Source organism: uncultured Faecalibacterium sp. (assembly GCF_900066275.1).
In the GTDB taxonomy this organism is placed as follows: Bacteria; Bacillota; Clostridia; order Oscillospirales; family Ruminococcaceae; genus Faecalibacterium; species Faecalibacterium taiwanense.
In genome coordinates, this window is sequence record NZ_FMFG01000007.1 from 1 (window position 1) to 16355 (window position 16355).

The following is a 16355-nucleotide window of genomic DNA, read 5'->3' on the forward strand; positions in this document are numbered from 1 at the left end:
AGTTAAGCTCACTTGTGCCGAAGATAGTTCGCTGGAAACGGCGCGTGAAAATAGGTAGTCGCCGACTTGAACAAAAAACGCTTCAGAAGAAATTCTGAAGCGTTTTTCTTTTGCCGGAAAGCTTTGTCAAATCTTTTTCTCCGGGTTTATACAGGGATGCTGGTATCAAAAAATATCAGAGTGCCGGCGGCGTCCAGATTTCTCCGCCTTCCTCCCCATCATGTTTTTTGGCAAAAATCACCATATAGTCTGCCGCTTCACCTTGTCCATCTGCGGCCTCCTGCTTCACAATTTCAACGCAGAACTCAACATTGTTGCCATTGTATTGATAATAACACAGAAAATTTGCCACCAATGCATTCGCAGCTCTTTTCCACGCCTGCGGATCAACAGCATTCTCCGGCATGGAAAAGACAGCCGTTCCGAAGTAGTCGTCACCAACGGGCTCATCTGTCTGATAAACCTCGGTTACATCCAGAGGATTATAGACATCAGCGTATTCATCCTGAAGATATGCCTCCAGAATGGCCCGTGCTTTTACGCTCAGCGCTTTGTTTTCGACCAGATTATAAGAATCCTCGTTTTGTTCAACTGCCGCTTTCAGTGCAGTCTTTACTGCATTTTTTGTCTGCTCCGAACTGCTGCTGCCGCCGCTGGGCCAGCAGCCTGTCAGTGCAGTCGCAGAAAATTTACAATAAAAAAGCAGCTCTGCCAAGGCAGAGCTGCAAAGTTTGCAATATGGGTAAAATCAGCGCTTAGAGAACTGAGGTGCACGACGGGCAGCCTTCAGACCGTACTTCTTACGTTCCTTCATACGAGGATCGCGGGTCAGGAAGCCTTCCTTCTTCAGAGCAGCACGGTTCTCCTCGTTCTGCTGCAGCAGAGCGCGGCTCAGGCCGTGGCGGATAGCGCCAGCCTGACCGGAAACACCGCCGCCGGAAACGCGGACGACGACATCGTACTTGCCCTCCAGGCCCAGCAGGACCAGCGGAGAACGGACGATCAGCTTCAGGGTCTCCAGACCAAAGTAGTTGTCGATATCACGATCGTTGATGGTGATCTTGCCAGTGCCGGTGTAAACACGAACGCGGGCAACGGAATCCTTACGACGACCAGTGCCGTAGAAATAAGGTTTGGTTTCGTACATGTTCGATTGCCTCCTTCTTAGAACTCGATCTTCTCGGGCTTCTGAGCTGCGTGAGCGTGCTCGGCACCCTGGTAGCAGTGCAGGCGGGTCAGAGCCTTAGCACCGATGGTGTTGGAAGGGATCATGCCCTTGACAGCGTAGGTCATGGCCAGATCGCTGTGCTCAGCCATCAGCTTGCTGTACTGGACCTTCTTCAGGCCGCCGATGTACTTGCTGTGGGTGATGTGGAACTTCTGCTCAGCCTTCTTGCCGGTCAGAACAGCCTGATCGCAGTTGATGACAACAACGAAATCGCCGCAGTCCACGTTGGGGGTATAATCGACCTTCTGCTTGCCGCGCAGCAGAACAGCGGCCTCAGCAGCGACGTGGCCCAGGCTCTTGCCGGCAGCGTCGAGCAGGTACCACTTGCGCTCGACTTCAGCGGGCTTCACGAGAGTAGTGCTCATATCTATTTCCTCCTGATAAGCTTTTTGTACGTTTCAGGCGCCTTTCTGGGGCGCGAGTGTCAGTATACATCATAAAAAGGTGCCTGTCAACAGCATTTTTTGATTTTTTCATTGTAATTTTTTCAATCTTGCAAAATCTCACGTTTTCTCTTGAATTCTCATTATTTCTAAAAACGCATTTTCTGCAAAATTTTCTGCCCACGGCCGCACATTTTCTGCCGCTGCCCGCTACAATTTTGTCTGCCGGTGTGGTATACTATAAAGGATATGGCAGCTTTTGCTGCGCACTGATACAAGGAGAATTTTTTACATGCCAAACGACATCGACCACAACGCCTCTGCCCAGCGCCGCACCTCCAAGCTTCTGGCCGCTATGGGCATCTTTGTTGCTCTGGGCATCATTGCTTACATTATTTTAACGCTGCTGGTCAACCGCAGCGTGCCCGCAAACCCGGACACCCACTACACCGGCACAAACGGCGTTTCCGTCTACTATGACAGTTCCATCTGGAAGGTGTGCCAGATGACCGAGGACAGCACCCTTGGCACCGTGCTGGAACTCGCCACGGCAGACAGCGCCGACGGTGAGGACTACGAAGCTGTGCTGCTGCAGCGCGGCACTGCCGACAGCTACGCGGACTTTATCGATACGTCCGAGAAGGACCTCAAGCAGGCCTATGGTGTCATCAAGCCCCGCAAGGTGAACCTGACCGTGGACGGTGCCGAGGTGGAGGCCGTGCGCTGCGACATTCAGGCGTATTATGCGGTGCTGGCCACCATTACCTACCCCAGCGGTGACGTGGTGTATGTTTCCGGCCTGACAAAGCTTGCCTCCATCAACGACATTGTGAATCTTGTGGAAAGTGTGACCCTGTCATGAGCAGTTCCCGTGCGATGCAGCGTCTGTGCGGCCTGATGCGCAAGGCTGTGCAGGACTATGAAATGATCGCTCCCGGCGATAAAGTGATGGTGGGCGTTTCCGGCGGCAAGGACAGCGTAGCGCTGACCATTGGCCTCGCGGAGCTGCGCAAGTACATCGGCTTTGATTTTACGGTGCAGGCCGTCACGCTGGACCCGCAGTTCGGCGGCAGGCCCATGGATTATACCGTATTGCAGGAGCTGTTTGCCCGGTACGATATCCCCTATGAGATCCGCCGCACCGAGATCGGCCCTGTGGTGTTCGACTACCGCAAGGAGAAGAACCCCTGCGCCCTGTGCGCCAAGCTGCGGCGCGGCGCACTGCACACGGCGGCGCAGGAACTGGGCTGCAACAAGGTGGCGCTGGGCCACCATCTGGACGATGCCGTGGAGACCTTTTACATGAATCTCTGGCGGGAGGGCCGCATCGGCTGCTTCTCGCCGGTCACTTATCTTTCGCGCCGGGACCTCACCCTCATCCGGCCCATGCTGCTGGCCACCGAGCAGGAGGTCATTTCCGCAGTGCACGCCGAGGGGCTGCCCATCGTCAAGAGCGTCTGCCCTGCCGACGGCGTGACCGTGCGCGAACAGACCAAGGAGTTCGTCAAGGAGCGCTGCCGCACCGACCACGCTTTCCGCCAGAAAACCCTGCACGCACTGCAGGAGAGCGGCATCGATGGCTGGCGGCCCGTCCACACCGGGCGCGGCAGCTTTGCAATTACAAACGAGGAAGAATGAATCATGAAGACTCAACCTTTTGAAAAACACGTCTGGGCCGAGATCGACCTCGATGCCCTGCGGCATAACTTCCGGGCCGTCAAAGCCCGGGCCGGTGACCTGCCGCTGTGCGCGGTGGTCAAGGCCGACAGCTATGGCCACGGCGCTGTGCAGTGTGCCCGCGTTTTTGCGCAGGAGGGTGCAGCATGGCTGGCAGTGAGCTGCCTGACCGAGGCCGTGCAGCTGCGTCAGGACGGGCAGACTCTGCCCATCCTTATTTTGGGCCATGTTCAGCCGGAGTACGCCCAGACCCTCATCCACGAGGATATCACTGTAGCGTGCTACTCCACCGAACAGGCGCAGAACCTTTCCGCTGCTGCCGTAAAGGCAGGCGGCAGAGTAAAGATCCACCTCAAGGCAGATACCGGCATGGGCCGCATCGGCTTTGCCCTGCGCACCGATTTTGATGCCGCCATCCGCGAAATGCTGGCTGTGTGTGAGCTGCCGGGCCTTGAGATGACCGGCCTGTTCCAGCACTTCTCGGTGGCCGACGACACCGCCGAAGAGAACGTTGCCTACACCGCGGAGCAGCACGCACTGTTCGTCAGAGCGTTCCATGCGCTCAAGGCGGCAGGCCGCGAGCCGCAGACCGTCCACTGTGACAACTCTGCGGGCGTGATGCTGCACCCGGACTGGCCCGAGGGATTGGCCCGGGAGCGCTGCATGGCGCGGCCCGGCATCATCCTCTACGGCTACGACCCCAGCGACGAGGTGCGCTTTGGGCAGTTCCGGCCGGTGATGACCCTCAAGACCGTGGTGAGCATGGTCAAGGAAATGCAGCCCGGTCAGAGCGCCAGCTATGGCCGCCGCTTCACCGCCGATAAGCCCACGCTGGTGGCCACCCTGTGCACCGGTTATGCGGACGGTTATCCCCGCCAGCTGAGCTGCGGCAAGGGCATCGTGGAGATCCACGGCAAGGCCTGCCCGGTGCTGGGCCGCGTGTGCATGGACCAGATGATGGTGGATGTGACCGGTATCCCGGACATCCACGAGGGCAACGAAGCCATCCTGTGGGGCGGCAGCGTCAGTGATACTGCCGAGACCATCGCCCGCAAGACCGACACCATTTCCTACGAGGTGCTGTGCGGCGTGTCCCGCCGCGTGCCCCGCGTCTACCTCGAGCACGGAAAGATCGTGGATGTCGAGGATTGGATACTGGAAGCTTAAATTTCTCCCGGAGGAACTACATGGCAAGAGACAATATCCGCAATTTCTGCATCATTGCACACATCGACCACGGCAAATCCACCCTGTCGGACCGTATTCTGGAGCTGACCAAGAGTGTGGACGAGCGCACCATGGAAGACCAGATTTTGGACAACATGGACATTGAGCGCGAGCGCGGCATCACCATCAAGGCCCGCGCTGTCACCATGAACTATACCGCCAAGGACGGCAAGACCTACGAGTTCAACCTCATCGATACCCCGGGCCACGTGGACTTTGCCTACGAGGTCAGCCGCAGTCTGGCCGCCTGCGAGGGTGCCATCCTTGTGGTGGATGCCACCCAGGGCGTGGAAGCTCAGACGCTGGCCAACACCTACATGGCGCTGGAGCATGATCTGGAACTGGTGCCCATCCTGAATAAGATCGACCTGCCCAGCGCCCACCCGGACGAGGTGGCGCAGGAGGTGGAGGACGTGATCGGCCTGCCCTGTCTGGATGCGCCCCGCGTCTCTGCCAAGACCGGCCTGAATGTGGATCAGGTGCTGGAGCGTGTCGTCACCGACATTCCTGCTCCCACCGGCGACCCGGATGCCCCGCTGAAGGCGCTGATCTTCGACAGCATCTACGACAGCTACAAGGGCGTTATCGTCTATATCCGTGTGTTTGAGGGCACCGTGAAGCCCGGCGATACCATCCGCATGATGGCCACCGGCGCGGAGTTCACGCTGGTAGAAGTGGGCCACATGGGTGCTACCAACCTTTCTCCCTGTGCCCAGCTGCAGGCTGGTGAGGTCGGCTATCTGACCGCCAGCATCAAGACCGTGCAGGACACCCGCGTGGGCGATACCGTCACGCTGGCCAATAATCCCACCGCCGAAGCACTGCCCGGCTACCGTCAGGTCAAGCCTATGGTGTTCTGCGGCATCTACCCCGCCGACGGTGCCAAGTACCCCGACCTGAAGGATGCACTGGAAAAGCTGCAGCTGAACGACGCCTCCCTCACCTTTGAGCTGGAGACCAGCGCCGCGCTGGGCTTCGGTTTCCGCTGCGGCTTCCTTGGCCTGCTGCACATGGAGATCATCACCGAGCGTCTGGAACGGGAATTTGATCTGGATATCATCACCACCACCCCCAGCGTGCGCTACCGCCTTACCCTGACCGACGGCACTGTGGAGATGATCGACAATCCTTCCAGCTACCCCGACCCGTCCAATATCGTCAAGCAGGAAGAGCCTTTTGTGGATGTTCACCTGTACACCCCCAACGACTATGTGGGCGGCCTGATGGATCTGTGCCAGAACAAGCGCGGCGTGCTGATCGACATGAAGTATCTGGACGATGTGCGCGTTGATCTGCACTATGCTCTGCCGCTGGGCGAGATCGTGTACGACTTCTTTGATGCCATCAAGAGCCGCAGCCGGGGCTACGCCAGCTACGATTACGAGTTTAAGGAGTACCGCGAGAGCGACCTTGTCAAGCTGGACTTCCTGCTCAATGGCGACCCTGTGGACGCGCTGTCCATGATCGTGTTCCGCGATAACGCCTATGCCAAGGGCCGCCGCATCTGCGAAAAGCTGCGGGATAACATCCCCCGCAACCTGTTCGAAATCCCGGTACAGGCTGCCATCGGCGGCAAGATCATTGCCCGTGAGACGGTCAAAGCCGTGCGCAAGGACGTGCTTGCCAAGTGCTACGGCGGCGACATCTCCCGCAAAAAGAAGCTGCTGGAAAAGCAGAAGGAAGGCAAAAAGAAGATGCGTCAGCTGGGCAGCGTTTCCCTGCCCAGTGAAGCCTTTACCGCTGTGCTCAAGCTGGACAGCGACGACGATTAAACTTTATAGATCAAAGAGAACCCGCGCTCTGGTATGCTGCAATGCACCCAGCGCGCGGGTTCTATCTGTTTTTTTACAACCTCAGTTTACAACCAAAAATGAGATAGGCACCCCCTTTCGGGGAAACCTATCTCATTTTTTTTGTTGGGACTATTTTGCAACAGTCCCTTTACGTTGGGGCGTCAGGGGGCGCTTACAGTCTCTTGGCTGTTCTTTTCCGATTTGCTTCTGCCCGGATTATACATGATTTCAGTGCAAAAGTCATCGAAACCTGCGCGAAACGTTCTTGAATCTGCGTGAACGAATCATCTGGGCAGCAAAAAAAAGCCCCGGAAAGGCTGTCTGGGTGCCTTCCGGGGCTGCTGTGAAAGATGACTGCATCAGTAATACTTTTCAGTCAAAAAGTACTACTGATACACTGCTTCGAGGGCTTTCTCACTCACTTTTCTGCTTCAGGCGGGCGTATTCGGCATCGGCCTGAATGGCTGCAGAGGTGAAGCTGTTGTTGTTCCACCAGCTGATCAGCGCGGCCACGGTGGTGATGCCGGCGGTCACCAGCTGTTCCACAGTCTGGCTCTCAATGGGCAGCATAGGTTTGCCCAGAGCGCTCAGCACCTGATTGGTCAGGGCAAGCAGCAGCACAGCGGTGCGGGCGATGGTGGCGGCAGAAATTTTACCAAAGTTCATATCAATTCCTCACTTTCTCATTTTGTTCAAGGTCAGCGATGCGGTGGTTGGCCACCTTCATCTGTTCTTCTAAAATCGGTACGCGGCGGGCAAAATTGTTATGCTCGCGCACCTCGCGGGTCAGCTCTTCGAGCTTGGTGTCGGTCACGGCCTGACTGCGGCTGTTGGCAATCAGCACGCCGATCAGGGTCACGGCCCCGGCAATGACAGCGGATAAGATCGTTTCCATTCCGTTCACCGCCTTTACCCGACCCACCGGCTTTTTGCTTTGCGCACATCCACATGGACAAAGCCTTTTGCGGGGTAGCGGCCGATGCCGCCGGTGCCGGGCAGCAGGGTCTCGGCGTAGGCGGCAAGCTGCTCCACCGGCACGCCGGACACCCGGATATCCGCGGCACGGCCATACTGATGCTGGCTGTAAACCGCCCCGCCCACAGCCCTGTTGTGTGCAGCGGTGCGGTAGCCGCTGGTAATGACCACTGGTGCGCCAAAATGGTCACGGATGGCCTGCAGCACCTGCACCAGTTCGCTGTCCACAAACAAAGGGTCGGTGCCGTCTTTGCAGGCAAATTCCTTTGCGCGGAAGCTGCGGCTCAGCAGCGTTTCGCCATCCCTTGCGCGGGAGTAAACGTTAAGCATGGCCGTCCTCCTGCAGCAGCGCTGCCACGGCATCCCTCAGCCGGGCGGGCACATCCTCCAGCGTTTTGATGCCCTTGCGGATCAGGGCCGCATAGATCCTTGCCATTACACACCACCTCCTTCGTACAGTTCACACAGGGCCAGCTGCAGGTCGGTCAGCTGGCAGGTCAGGCTGGCAATCGTCTCGGGCAGACGGGCTGCTTCCTCGGCCTGCTGGCGCTCTTTTTCCCGCGCGGCCAATTCTTCTTCCGTATAGCGGATGTATCTCTGCACCGGCACCTGTTCGGTCCATGCGGCCTGCGCAGGCACGCCCGGCACATCAATGACCTTCCGCACATCCCTGCCGCCGCCGGGATACTCCGTTACGGTCTCGTAGTGGCTCACTTCCTCCACGCCTTCCACGGCGGGGTGCTCCACTGGCTCGGTGTCGTCCACCAGATACCCAAGCGTCAGGTCAGGGTTTTCAATGGCTGCACCGTTCTCGTCAATGATCTTCATGGTTCAAAACCTCCTTTCTCAGGCCACGCGCCGCCAGATGTGCACATAGTAGGCGGCAGGCTGCACGGTGGCGCTGCGGCCGTAGATGGCATTAGACTTGGATGCATCCAGACTGAACTTATATACATCAGAAAAGGAATTGTATTCGCCCGTAGATGCGATCACGTTGCCGGCAGTGAATGCGCCGGATACCTTATGTTCACCCTTTTTTACATCCGCGACAAAAGAGCCTGTGATGTTCGGCAGTCCGGCCTTTACTGTGGTGCCCGCTGCGTGGCTACTGCTGGCACCCATCAGCACGCGCTCCGATGCGATCTGCTCCCATGTGCCGCCAAACAGGGCGGCAGGGCTGGTGGGGTCGGTGCTCTGGTAGATGCTGCCCACCGGGTAGGCAGCGGAGCTGGGTGCGGCCAGCAGAGCATCGACATCTTCCTTTGTATAATAGGAAGAAAAATCGGCACCGAAGGTGCGCAGGGCGTTTGCCTTTTCGGCAGCGGTCCATTCCCCGGCGGCTGCGGCGGTGGTCAGAGCCTTCTTCACGCCATAAGGCAGCAGGACTGCGGTCAGCGGCAGAAGTGCATCCGTCATGCTGTCCAGCTGTTCGCGGGCAGCTGGTGCGGTGATCAGGGTTCCGTCGCTGCGCACGTTGATGCCGCAGGCGGGGTCCACCCGCACTGCGCCGGGGGCCGAAGCCGTGGGCACCGTGCTGCTGCGCAGATAGGGCGACAGATCCGGCATGGCGGCAGTATCGGTCAACACGGCCCCGGTGTTGGGGTCCACGCTCAGCACCCGAAGCAGCTGGCCGGAGACCGGAACTGCCGGGCAGGGAAGCGCCCCCACATCCTGCGCCGTCAGTTTTACGATGCCGCTTTTGCCGTTCACGCTCACTACCTGACCGTCGGTAGGCACCAGCTCCTCTGCCCGTGCGGCAGCAGCCTCGGCACGGGCTGCACAGCGGGATGCAGCGGCACTGTCGGCGCTGGTGCGCTGTGCCGCGGTCTGGGCCTGTGCCGCATTGGATGCCGTGCTTGCAGCACTGGCTGCGGCACGCTGCGCGGCGGTGGAAGCGGTACTGGCACTTTCCAGCACACGCGCCACGAACTGCTCATACTGCGAGGGCGGCAGCTCTTCCACGCCGCCGTCGGTGGGCAGGATGGCGTAGGTGTCGTAGCTGCCGGGCCGGGTATAGGCGGCGTAGCCGCTGGCATCGATGGCTGCCAGCATCCACTGTCCGCCGGTGCTTCCGGTCAGGCGGCGGTCCACGGTGACGCAGTGCTGCGTGTCCAGTGAGACCGGTGCCAGCAGGGTGCCGTCGCTGCGGCGCAGGTAGAGCGCAACGGTGCACCCGGCCCATGCTTCCGGCAGCGTGAAGCACAGCTCGTCCACACCGGCAGCGTTCTGTGCACCGAGGTGCAGGCGGTGCGGCTGGGACAGAAATTCAGTGCCGCCGCACTGCCTTTGAATGATCTTGATGTTCACTTGAAAACCTTCCTTTCTGCTTTTTGTTTGATTGTACAGCCGCTGCCCGGCAGCTGCCAGTGTGGTCTTTTGCTGCACAAATTTCTGTGCTTCGGCATTTTGCCGGGAGGCGCTTTTCATGAGTAATTCGCACAGTTCTTTGTGGGTGAAAAATGGGATGAAAAAGAGGTGGCTTTGTACGGAAAACCAGCGATTTTTGGCCGCTTGCCGCATGGGAAAACGAACCCAAAAGTGCAGTTTCCGGTGCAAAAAGTCCAAAATAAATGTTAAAAATTCGTGAACAAAACACCCCAGAAAACAGGTCGAAAATCGGAAGGAAATAACCGAAAAAACAATATTTTGGAGAAAACAATGTTAAAGTTGCACAAAAAATAACGTCAAAAAACTAACAAAGTATGAGAAGGTGATTTGACAAATGGCCATTGGACTGGTAAAATAAGAGCCGCTCAACGGAACCAACAGACGTTGCAGCGTTTAAAATTTATCTGGATGAAGTAAAAAGCCGTCTTATATACGGCGCGGCGCGGGCAGATGGGGTCCGGGCCGGGAGGGTAACTGCACCCTCCGCAGCGGAGTCCAAATTGTATACGATGCTCGATTTTACCAAAAAGAGGGCATCGTATTTGATTGTGGGGCCAGATGGCTTCTGCCCGCCCTGCAGTCCGGGCGGCCGGGGCATGAAAAACATGTCCGCAGCCGCAGCCAATTTTGAAAAGAGAGGAGTTGTCTCGTATCGCTTCCGTAAAATTGAAGAAAGCATTGTCTGACTGCAAGCATGCAGTCTCTCCCCGTGTGCTGGCGTTTTGTGTCATGGTCGTGTGCCTTGTGGCTACACTCAGTGTGACCGCTGCGAATCTGCGGCTGACCTACGTCACAGACTCCAATGGTGCCCGGCAGGTGATCCTCACCTCCGAGACCGACCCTGCACAGGTTATGAACCTTTCCGGCATCCAGTCCGAAGAGGGCGATCAGGTCTATTACACGGCCTACAGCGGCAACCTTGCCGCCCTGAACATTGAGCGCGCATTCTCCGTCAGCATCACTGCCGACGGTCAGGAGTACCCCGTCAAAATGGTGTTCGGCACCGTGGCGGATGCCCTGAAGCGTGCCGGTATCACCCTGGAGGGTGACGACTACACCGAGCCTGCTCTGGACCAGCTGGTGAGCGCAGGTTCCACCATCACGGTGCACCGCGTGGACTACACCGACCGTGTGGAGACGCAGGCCATCCCCTACGATACCGAGTACGTCTACACCAGCCTGTATTTCCGCAACACCGGCCGCGCCACCACGGTGCGCCATGGTGCGGAAGGCCAGCAGACCATCACCACCCGCGACCGCTATGTGGACGGCGAACTGGAAAACAGCATCGTGGTGGATTCCACCACCACTGTGGAGCCGACCAACCACATCGTAAAGACCTATGGCGCAGGCGCGCCGGTCTCCCCGCTGACCGGCCCGGACGGCACCACCAATGCACCCGCCTCTTACAGCAAGGTGCTCACCGGAAAGGCCACCGGCTACTATTCCAAGACCGGCAAGGGCTCTTCCGGTCTGGGTCTGGGCTACGGCACTGTGGCTGTGGACCCGGATGTGATCCCCTACGGCACCAAGCTGTATATCACCTCCACCGACGGCAAGTTCGTGTACGGCTATGCGGTGGCTACCGATACCGGCATTGCCGTGCAGAAGGGCCAGATCCTTGTGGACCTGTTCTACGAGACCTACGCCGAGAGCGTGATCAATGGAGCCATTCAGGTGAACGTCTACGTGGTGGACTGAGCAGGCTGAAAAGAACCGGGGAAACCGGAACTGAAAATTTTCAACAGAAACAGAGAGCTTCTGTACACCTTCCCTTTGGGAGGGTGCGCAGAGGCTCTTTTTTATTGTCAGATTGGCAGGATTCACCATAAAATTTGTAAAAATTTAGCGGGTATGTATATAAGAGAAAAATATCAATGAAAAGATTATGGTAAATTTTACAGTAAAATGCGGCGAAACTCTTGAAAAACAGACCGAAATTCTTTAATATAAAAGGGTAAAAAGCTACAGGTGCGCTTTGTGCATCTGTACGGGGAGGAGCAGTCTATGAAACCGACCGAGGAGAAGATCCAGAGCAATGCATCGGACCTGCCGGTGTATCTGTTTAAACAGGGCAATAACTGTGAAGCATACCGCTACTTTGGCGCACACATGGAAACGCGTGCCGGTGAAGCAGGTGTGGTGTTCCGCGTGTGGGCACCCCATGCTGTAGCCATCAGCGTGGTGGGCGACTTTAACAGCTGGAAGCCGGGCAGCCACCCGATGCGCAAGGTGGATGGCGATTCCGTATGGGAATTGTTCATCCCGGGCATGAAGGAATATGATGTTTATAAATACTGCGTGACCACCCGCGCAGGTGATCTGGTCTATAAGGCCGATCCCTATGCGTTCCACGCCGAGACCCGCCCGTCCAACGGCAGCAAGGTCTACGATATCAGTGGTTTTGCGTGGCACGATGATGCATGGCAGGCAGCACAAAAAAAGGCTGATGTGATCAACAGCCCGATGAATATTTACGAGATGCACGCCGGCAGCTGGAAGATGAAGGAGGGCGGCAAGCCCTACAATTATTCCGAGCTGGCAGACGAGCTGATCCCGTATATCACAGAGATGGGCTATACCCATGTGGAACTGCTGCCGGTCATGGAATATCCGTTTGACGGCAGCTGGGGCTATCAGGTCACCGGCTATTTTGCACCCACCAGCCGCTACGGCACCCCCAAGGACCTGATGGCCTTTGTGGATAAGCTCCATGCCGCCGGCATCGGTGTGATCATGGACTGGGTGCCTGCTCACTTCCCGAAGGATCAGTTCGGCCTGTACAACTTTGATGGCGAAGCCTGCTACGAGGACCCGAATCCGAAGCGCGGCGAACATAAGGAGTGGGGCACCATGGTGTTCGACTTCGGCCGCAGCGAGGTGCAGAGCTTCCTGATCTCCAGCGCACTGTATTGGCTGGAGCAGTACCATATCGACGGTCTGCGCGTGGACGCGGTGGCATCCATGCTGTATCTGGACTATAACCGCAAGCAGGGCGAGTGGGAGCCGAACAAGGACGGCGGCAAGGAAAATCTGGAGGCTGTTGCTTTCCTGCGCAAGCTGAACGACACCGTGCTGGGCCGTCACCCCCACAAGTACATGATTGCGGAAGAATCCACTGCATGGCCCATGGTCACAAAGCCTGCTTCGGACGGCGGCCTTGGCTTCAACTTCAAGTGGAACATGGGCTGGATGAACGATATGCTCAGCTACATGAAGACTGACCCGCTCTTCCGTTCCGGCAACCACAACAAGGTCACCTTCAGCTTCTTCTACGCCTTCAGCGAGAACTTTGTGCTGCCCATCAGCCACGATGAGGTGGTGCACGGCAAGGGCAGCCTGATCAACAAGATGCCCGGCGAGTACGACGCCAAGTTTGCAAACCTGCGCACCTTCTTTGGCTACATGATGGCCCACCCGGGCAAGAAGCTGCTGTTCATGGGTCAGGAGTTCGGCCAGTTCGCTGAGTGGAACGAGACAAAGCCGCTGGACTGGATGCTGCTGGGCTACGATAAGCACACCGAGCTGCAGACCTACGTCAAGACCCTGAACGCCTTCTACAAGGAGCATCCCGCCTTCTGGCAGGTGGATTACAGCTGGGAGGGTTTCCAGTGGATCGTGCCGGATGACTCGCAGCAGAGCGTCATCGCCTTCCTGCGCAAGGACACTTCCGGCAAGCAGATCCTTGTGGTGTGCAACTTCAACCCCGTCCTGCGCGAGGGCTACACTCTGGGCGCACCGGTGGCAGGCTCCTACAAGGAGATCCTGAACAGCGACGATGCAGAGTTCGGCGGTTCCGGCGCAGTCCACAACAAGGCCGTGCGCACCCACAAAAAGCCGATGCACGGGTTTGAGCAGAGCATCACCATCACCCTGCCGCCCATGAGCACCCTGTATTTTGAAGTGCCCGCCAAGCGCACCCGCAAGGCCGCAGCGGACAAGACCGATAAGGCGGGAAAAAAGACCGCAGCCAAAAAGGCAAAGACCGCTGCGGAGAAAGCTGCAGCAAAAGTGGTAAAGAAGCCGGGCCGCAAGCCCAAGGCAGAAGCTGCCGCTGCAGAGGAAAAGTCGGTGAAAAAGACCGCCCGCAAGGCAAAGGTTGAGCCGGAAAAGGCCGAGGAAGCACCCAAAAAGTGCGGCCGCAAGCCCAAGGCAGAGGCAGAACCCAAGGCGGAAAACGCACCCGCAAAACGCACCCGCAAACCGAAGGAGCCCAAGGAATGACCCGGCACTTCGGCCGACCCATACCGCACATGTTGACGCTCATTTCCGAACAACGGAAATGTTAATGTTAAAGGGGAGAATAAAGCTATGGCAAAAGAAATTGTGGCAATGATCCTTGCCGGTGGACGTGGCTCGCGCTTGTACGCGCTGACACAGAAAACGGCAAAACCCGCAGTGTCCTTCGGCGGTAAGTACCGCATCGTGGACTTCCCGCTGTCCAACTGCGTGAACTCCAACATCGACACCGTTGGCATCGCGACCCAGTATCAGCCCCAGAAGCTGAACGAGTACATCGGCAACGGCCAGCCATGGGATCTGGATCGTCTGCACGGCGGCGTGCACACCCTGCCGCCCTACGAGCAGGCAAAGGGCACCGACTGGTACAAGGGCACTGCAAACGCCATCTACCAGAACATCGGCTTCATCGACAGCTACGATCCCGAGTATGTGATCATCCTGTCCGGCGACCAGATCTGCAAGCAGGACTATGCCGACTTCCTGCGCTTCCACAAGGAAAAGGGCGCAGAGTTCTCTGTGGCTGTTATGGAAGTGGACTGGAAGGAAGCCTCCCGCTTCGGCCTGATGGTGGCTGACGAGAACGACCGCATCACCGAGTTCCAGGAGAAGCCCCCGGTACCCAAGTCCAATCTGGCTTCCATGGGCATTTACATCTTCAACTGGGATGTGCTGAAGAAGTATCTGGAAGAGGACGAAGCAGACCCCAACTCCAAGAACGACTTTGGCATGAACATCATCCCCGCCCTGCTGCGCGACGGCCGCAAGATGTACGCCTACCGCTTTGCCGGCTACTGGCGTGACGTGGGCACGATCGACAGCCTGTGGGAAGCCAACATGGAAGTGCTGGATCCCGAAAACTCCGGCATCGATATCTTCGACGAGAAGTGGAAGATCTACAGCCGCAACCCGGTCCTGCCTCCGCAGAAGATCGGCCCCCGCGCTGTGGTGCAGGATTCCCTCGTCACGGAGGGCTGCAAGATCTACGGCAATGTGCATCACTCTGTGCTGAGCGCAGGCGTTGTTGTGGAAGAGGGCGCTACCGTTGAGGACGCAGTCCTGATGGACGGCGTTGTGGTCAAGGCTGGTGCTGTTGTCAAGCGCTGCATCCTGGCGGAGGATGTTGTGGTCGGTGCAGGTGCACGAGTGGGCGGCGATGGCCCCATTGCCCATGTGGGCACCGGCCTGACCGTCGGCGCAGGCGCAACCGTCAAGGAAGGTGCCAAAGTCTTTGAATCCGTCAAGGAGGGTATGGAAGTATGCTGAGCCAGAACACCAATGCGTTGGGTATTATTTTCCCCAACAGTTATGATAATACCGTCCCCGAGCTGGTGACCGAGCGCGCAATGGCTTCGATCCCCTTCGCGGGCCGCTACCGTATGGTGGACTTTGTTCTGTCCAGCATGGCAAACTGCGGTATCTCCAATGTCTCCATCGTGGTGCGCAAGAACTACCACTCCCTGATGGATCATCTGGGCACCGGCCGTGAGTGGGATATGGCCCGCCGTCACGGTGGCCTGAACATCGTGCCGCCTTTCGCTGAGAAGGGCGTGCGCATCTATTCCGGCCGTGTGGAAGCTCTGGGCTCCATCATGAACTTCCTGGAGAACCAGAAGGAAAAGTACGTGGTCATGAGCGATGCCAACGTTGCCCTGAACTACGACTTCAACGCTCTGCTGGCTGCCCATCAGGCAAGCGGTGCCGATGTGACCGTTGCTTACCAGAAGACCGAGATCCCCGAGGGCCGCAAGAATGACAACTACACCCTGACCGTTGATGCCGACGGCCGTGTGACCGAGCTGCTGTTCAACGATTACCGCCCCGGCGTGCAGAACCTTGACCTGAACATCTATGTTCTGGAGCGCGAGACCCTGCTCAAGCTGGTCCGGGATGCAACCTCCCGCGGCCTGATCTACTTCGAGCGCGATATTCTGGCCCACAATGTCAACATCCTGAACATCCACGCTCTGGAGTACACCGGCTATGTGGCACATGTCTGTGACATGAAGAGCTACTTCGACGAGAACCTCAAGCTGACCGATGACGAAAATCTGGAAAAGCTGTTCCCCAAGAAGAGCCCGGTCTACACCAAGATCCGCGACGACAACCCCACCCGCTATGTGCCGGGCTGCAAGGTGACCGACTCCATTCTGGCCGACGGCTGCGTGATCGAGGGCACGGTGGAGAACTGTGTGCTGTTCCGCGGCGTCAAGGTCAAGAAGGGTGCCGTCGTCAAGAACTGCGTGCTGATGCAGGACACCGTTGTGGAAGCCAATGCCGAGCTGGACTGCGTTGTTACCGATAAGAACGTGAAGATCACTGCCGGCAAGAAGCTGTCCGGCACCGAGAGCTTCCCGGTGTACGTGCAGAAGAAGCACATCGTCTGATTTTACTGAGTTATCCATAGGGGCGGCTTCCTCCCCGGTAGCCCCTCTTGAGAGGGGC

The 16355-nt window shown here is 57.7% G+C and carries 17 protein-coding genes; 8 read left to right on the forward strand and 9 right to left on the reverse strand.

Translation table 11 applies throughout. The features are described from left to right. Positions 1-175 precede the first annotated feature (175 nt). The 3 genes from QZL71_RS04120 to rplM are packed head-to-tail and all read right to left on the reverse strand — an operon-like array spanning position 176 to position 1593. Positions 176-715 carry a hypothetical protein gene (locus tag QZL71_RS04120; RefSeq protein ID WP_294647904.1) on the reverse strand — a complete coding sequence of 180 codons (540 nt, stop codon included), beginning with the start codon at positions 713-715 and terminating at the stop codon, positions 176-178. Positions 716-748: 33 nt separating this feature from the next. Continuing rightward, positions 749-1147, reverse strand: a complete 399-nt coding sequence (gene rpsI / locus QZL71_RS04125; protein WP_005938160.1) for a 30S ribosomal protein S9 — start codon at positions 1145-1147, stop codon at positions 749-751. Positions 1148-1164: 17 nt separating this feature from the next. After that, the gene (rplM, locus tag QZL71_RS04130) at positions 1165-1593 is read right to left on the reverse strand and encodes a 50S ribosomal protein L13 (protein WP_005938158.1); all 429 of its coding nucleotides are present in this window, start codon (positions 1591-1593) and stop codon (positions 1165-1167) included. A gap of 310 nt (positions 1594-1903) precedes the next feature. Here rplM and QZL71_RS04135 point away from each other — a divergent pair, with 310 nt between their 5' ends. From QZL71_RS04135 to lepA, 4 genes are read left to right on the forward strand one after another with little or no spacing between them, the layout of a single operon-like run. Next, positions 1904-2473, forward strand: a complete 570-nt coding sequence (locus tag QZL71_RS04135) for a hypothetical protein (protein ID WP_294647906.1) — start codon at positions 1904-1906, stop codon at positions 2471-2473. Next, on the forward strand, positions 2470-3249 hold the full coding sequence (locus tag QZL71_RS04140) for a tRNA 2-thiocytidine biosynthesis TtcA family protein (protein ID WP_097781247.1): 780 nt from the start codon (positions 2470-2472) through the stop codon (positions 3247-3249). The genes QZL71_RS04135 and QZL71_RS04140 overlap by 4 nt, the downstream gene beginning before the upstream one ends. A gap of 3 nt (positions 3250-3252) precedes the next feature. Then, positions 3253-4455, forward strand: a complete 1203-nt coding sequence (alr, locus tag QZL71_RS04145) for an alanine racemase (RefSeq protein ID WP_294647909.1) — start codon at positions 3253-3255, stop codon at positions 4453-4455. A 20-nt stretch (positions 4456-4475) separates the two neighbouring features. Further along, positions 4476-6287, forward strand: coding sequence for a translation elongation factor 4 (gene lepA / locus QZL71_RS04150; RefSeq protein WP_294647911.1), 1812 nt, complete (start codon positions 4476-4478; stop codon positions 6285-6287). A gap of 435 nt (positions 6288-6722) precedes the next feature. Here lepA and QZL71_RS04155 read toward each other — a convergent pair whose 3' ends face one another. The 6 genes from QZL71_RS04155 to QZL71_RS04180 are packed head-to-tail and all read right to left on the reverse strand — an operon-like array spanning position 6723 to position 9590. Further along, the gene (locus QZL71_RS04155; RefSeq protein WP_005938144.1) at positions 6723-6974 is read right to left on the reverse strand and encodes a phage holin; all 252 of its coding nucleotides are present in this window, start codon (positions 6972-6974) and stop codon (positions 6723-6725) included. A 1-nt stretch (position 6975) separates the two neighbouring features. Then, positions 6976-7203 (reverse strand): hypothetical protein, encoded by a 228-nt coding sequence (locus QZL71_RS04160; protein WP_044953283.1) that lies wholly within the window; start codon positions 7201-7203, stop codon positions 6976-6978. Between the two features lie 14 nt (positions 7204-7217). Continuing rightward, positions 7218-7613: a YcbK family protein gene (locus QZL71_RS04165; protein WP_207698550.1), complete on the reverse strand. Its 396-nt coding sequence runs from the start codon at positions 7611-7613 to the stop codon at positions 7218-7220. Continuing rightward, positions 7606-7719 (reverse strand): CD1375 family protein, encoded by a 114-nt coding sequence (locus QZL71_RS04170; RefSeq protein WP_263287078.1) that lies wholly within the window; start codon positions 7717-7719, stop codon positions 7606-7608. Before QZL71_RS04170 ends, QZL71_RS04165 begins: the two co-directional genes overlap by 8 nt. Further along, positions 7719-8111, reverse strand: a complete 393-nt coding sequence (locus QZL71_RS04175; RefSeq protein ID WP_097774377.1) for a hypothetical protein — start codon at positions 8109-8111, stop codon at positions 7719-7721. The genes QZL71_RS04170 and QZL71_RS04175 overlap by 1 nt, the downstream gene beginning before the upstream one ends. 18 nt (positions 8112-8129) lie before the next feature. Further along, the gene (locus QZL71_RS04180) at positions 8130-9590 is read right to left on the reverse strand and encodes a phage baseplate protein (RefSeq protein ID WP_294647915.1); all 1461 of its coding nucleotides are present in this window, start codon (positions 9588-9590) and stop codon (positions 8130-8132) included. Positions 9591-10349: 759 nt separating this feature from the next. On the opposite strand from QZL71_RS04180, the gene QZL71_RS04185 reads away from it, so the two are divergent. The 4 genes from QZL71_RS04185 (at position 10350) to glgD (ending at position 16297) form a co-directional block, all read left to right on the forward strand. After that, positions 10350-11372 carry a 3D domain-containing protein gene (locus QZL71_RS04185; RefSeq protein ID WP_242702886.1) on the forward strand — a complete coding sequence of 341 codons (1023 nt, stop codon included), beginning with the start codon at positions 10350-10352 and terminating at the stop codon, positions 11370-11372. Positions 11373-11678: 306 nt separating this feature from the next. Further along, on the forward strand, positions 11679-13895 hold the full coding sequence (gene glgB, locus QZL71_RS04190) for a 1,4-alpha-glucan branching protein GlgB (RefSeq protein WP_294647917.1): 2217 nt from the start codon (positions 11679-11681) through the stop codon (positions 13893-13895). A gap of 87 nt (positions 13896-13982) precedes the next feature. Beyond that, positions 13983-15176, forward strand: a complete 1194-nt coding sequence (locus QZL71_RS04195; protein ID WP_005938116.1) for a glucose-1-phosphate adenylyltransferase — start codon at positions 13983-13985, stop codon at positions 15174-15176. Beyond that, complete coding sequence (glgD, locus tag QZL71_RS04200) at positions 15170-16297, forward strand: glucose-1-phosphate adenylyltransferase subunit GlgD (RefSeq protein ID WP_294647918.1); 1128 nt, start codon at positions 15170-15172, stop codon at positions 16295-16297. The genes QZL71_RS04195 and glgD overlap by 7 nt, the downstream gene beginning before the upstream one ends. Positions 16298-16355: the final 58 nt, after the last annotated feature.

Bases quoted from the DNA above. Each gene is read 5' to 3' on its own strand.
- rpsI (WP_005938160.1), bottom strand. From the start codon at position 1,147: ATGTACGAAACCAAACCTTATTTCTACGGCACTGGTCGTCGTAAGGAT.
- rplM (WP_005938158.1), bottom strand. From the start codon at position 1,593: ATGAGCACTACTCTCGTGAAGCCCGCTGAAGTCGAGCGCAAGTGGTAC.
- QZL71_RS04135 (WP_294647906.1), top strand. From the start codon at position 1,904: ATGCCAAACGACATCGACCACAACGCCTCTGCCCAGCGCCGCACCTCC.
- QZL71_RS04140 (WP_097781247.1), top strand. From the start codon at position 2,470: ATGAGCAGTTCCCGTGCGATGCAGCGTCTGTGCGGCCTGATGCGCAAG.
- alr (WP_294647909.1), top strand. From the start codon at position 3,253: ATGAAGACTCAACCTTTTGAAAAACACGTCTGGGCCGAGATCGACCTC.
- lepA (WP_294647911.1), top strand. From the start codon at position 4,476: ATGGCAAGAGACAATATCCGCAATTTCTGCATCATTGCACACATCGAC.
- QZL71_RS04155 (WP_005938144.1), bottom strand. From the start codon at position 6,974: ATGAACTTTGGTAAAATTTCTGCCGCCACCATCGCCCGCACCGCTGTG.
- QZL71_RS04160 (WP_044953283.1), bottom strand. From the start codon at position 7,203: ATGGAAACGATCTTATCCGCTGTCATTGCCGGGGCCGTGACCCTGATC.
- QZL71_RS04165 (WP_207698550.1), bottom strand. From the start codon at position 7,613: ATGCTTAACGTTTACTCCCGCGCAAGGGATGGCGAAACGCTGCTGAGC.
- QZL71_RS04170 (WP_263287078.1), bottom strand. From the start codon at position 7,719: ATGGCAAGGATCTATGCGGCCCTGATCCGCAAGGGCATCAAAACGCTG.
- QZL71_RS04175 (WP_097774377.1), bottom strand. From the start codon at position 8,111: ATGAAGATCATTGACGAGAACGGTGCAGCCATTGAAAACCCTGACCTG.
- glgB (WP_294647917.1), top strand. From the start codon at position 11,679: ATGAAACCGACCGAGGAGAAGATCCAGAGCAATGCATCGGACCTGCCG.
- QZL71_RS04195 (WP_005938116.1), top strand. From the start codon at position 13,983: ATGGCAAAAGAAATTGTGGCAATGATCCTTGCCGGTGGACGTGGCTCG.
- glgD (WP_294647918.1), top strand. From the start codon at position 15,170: ATGCTGAGCCAGAACACCAATGCGTTGGGTATTATTTTCCCCAACAGT.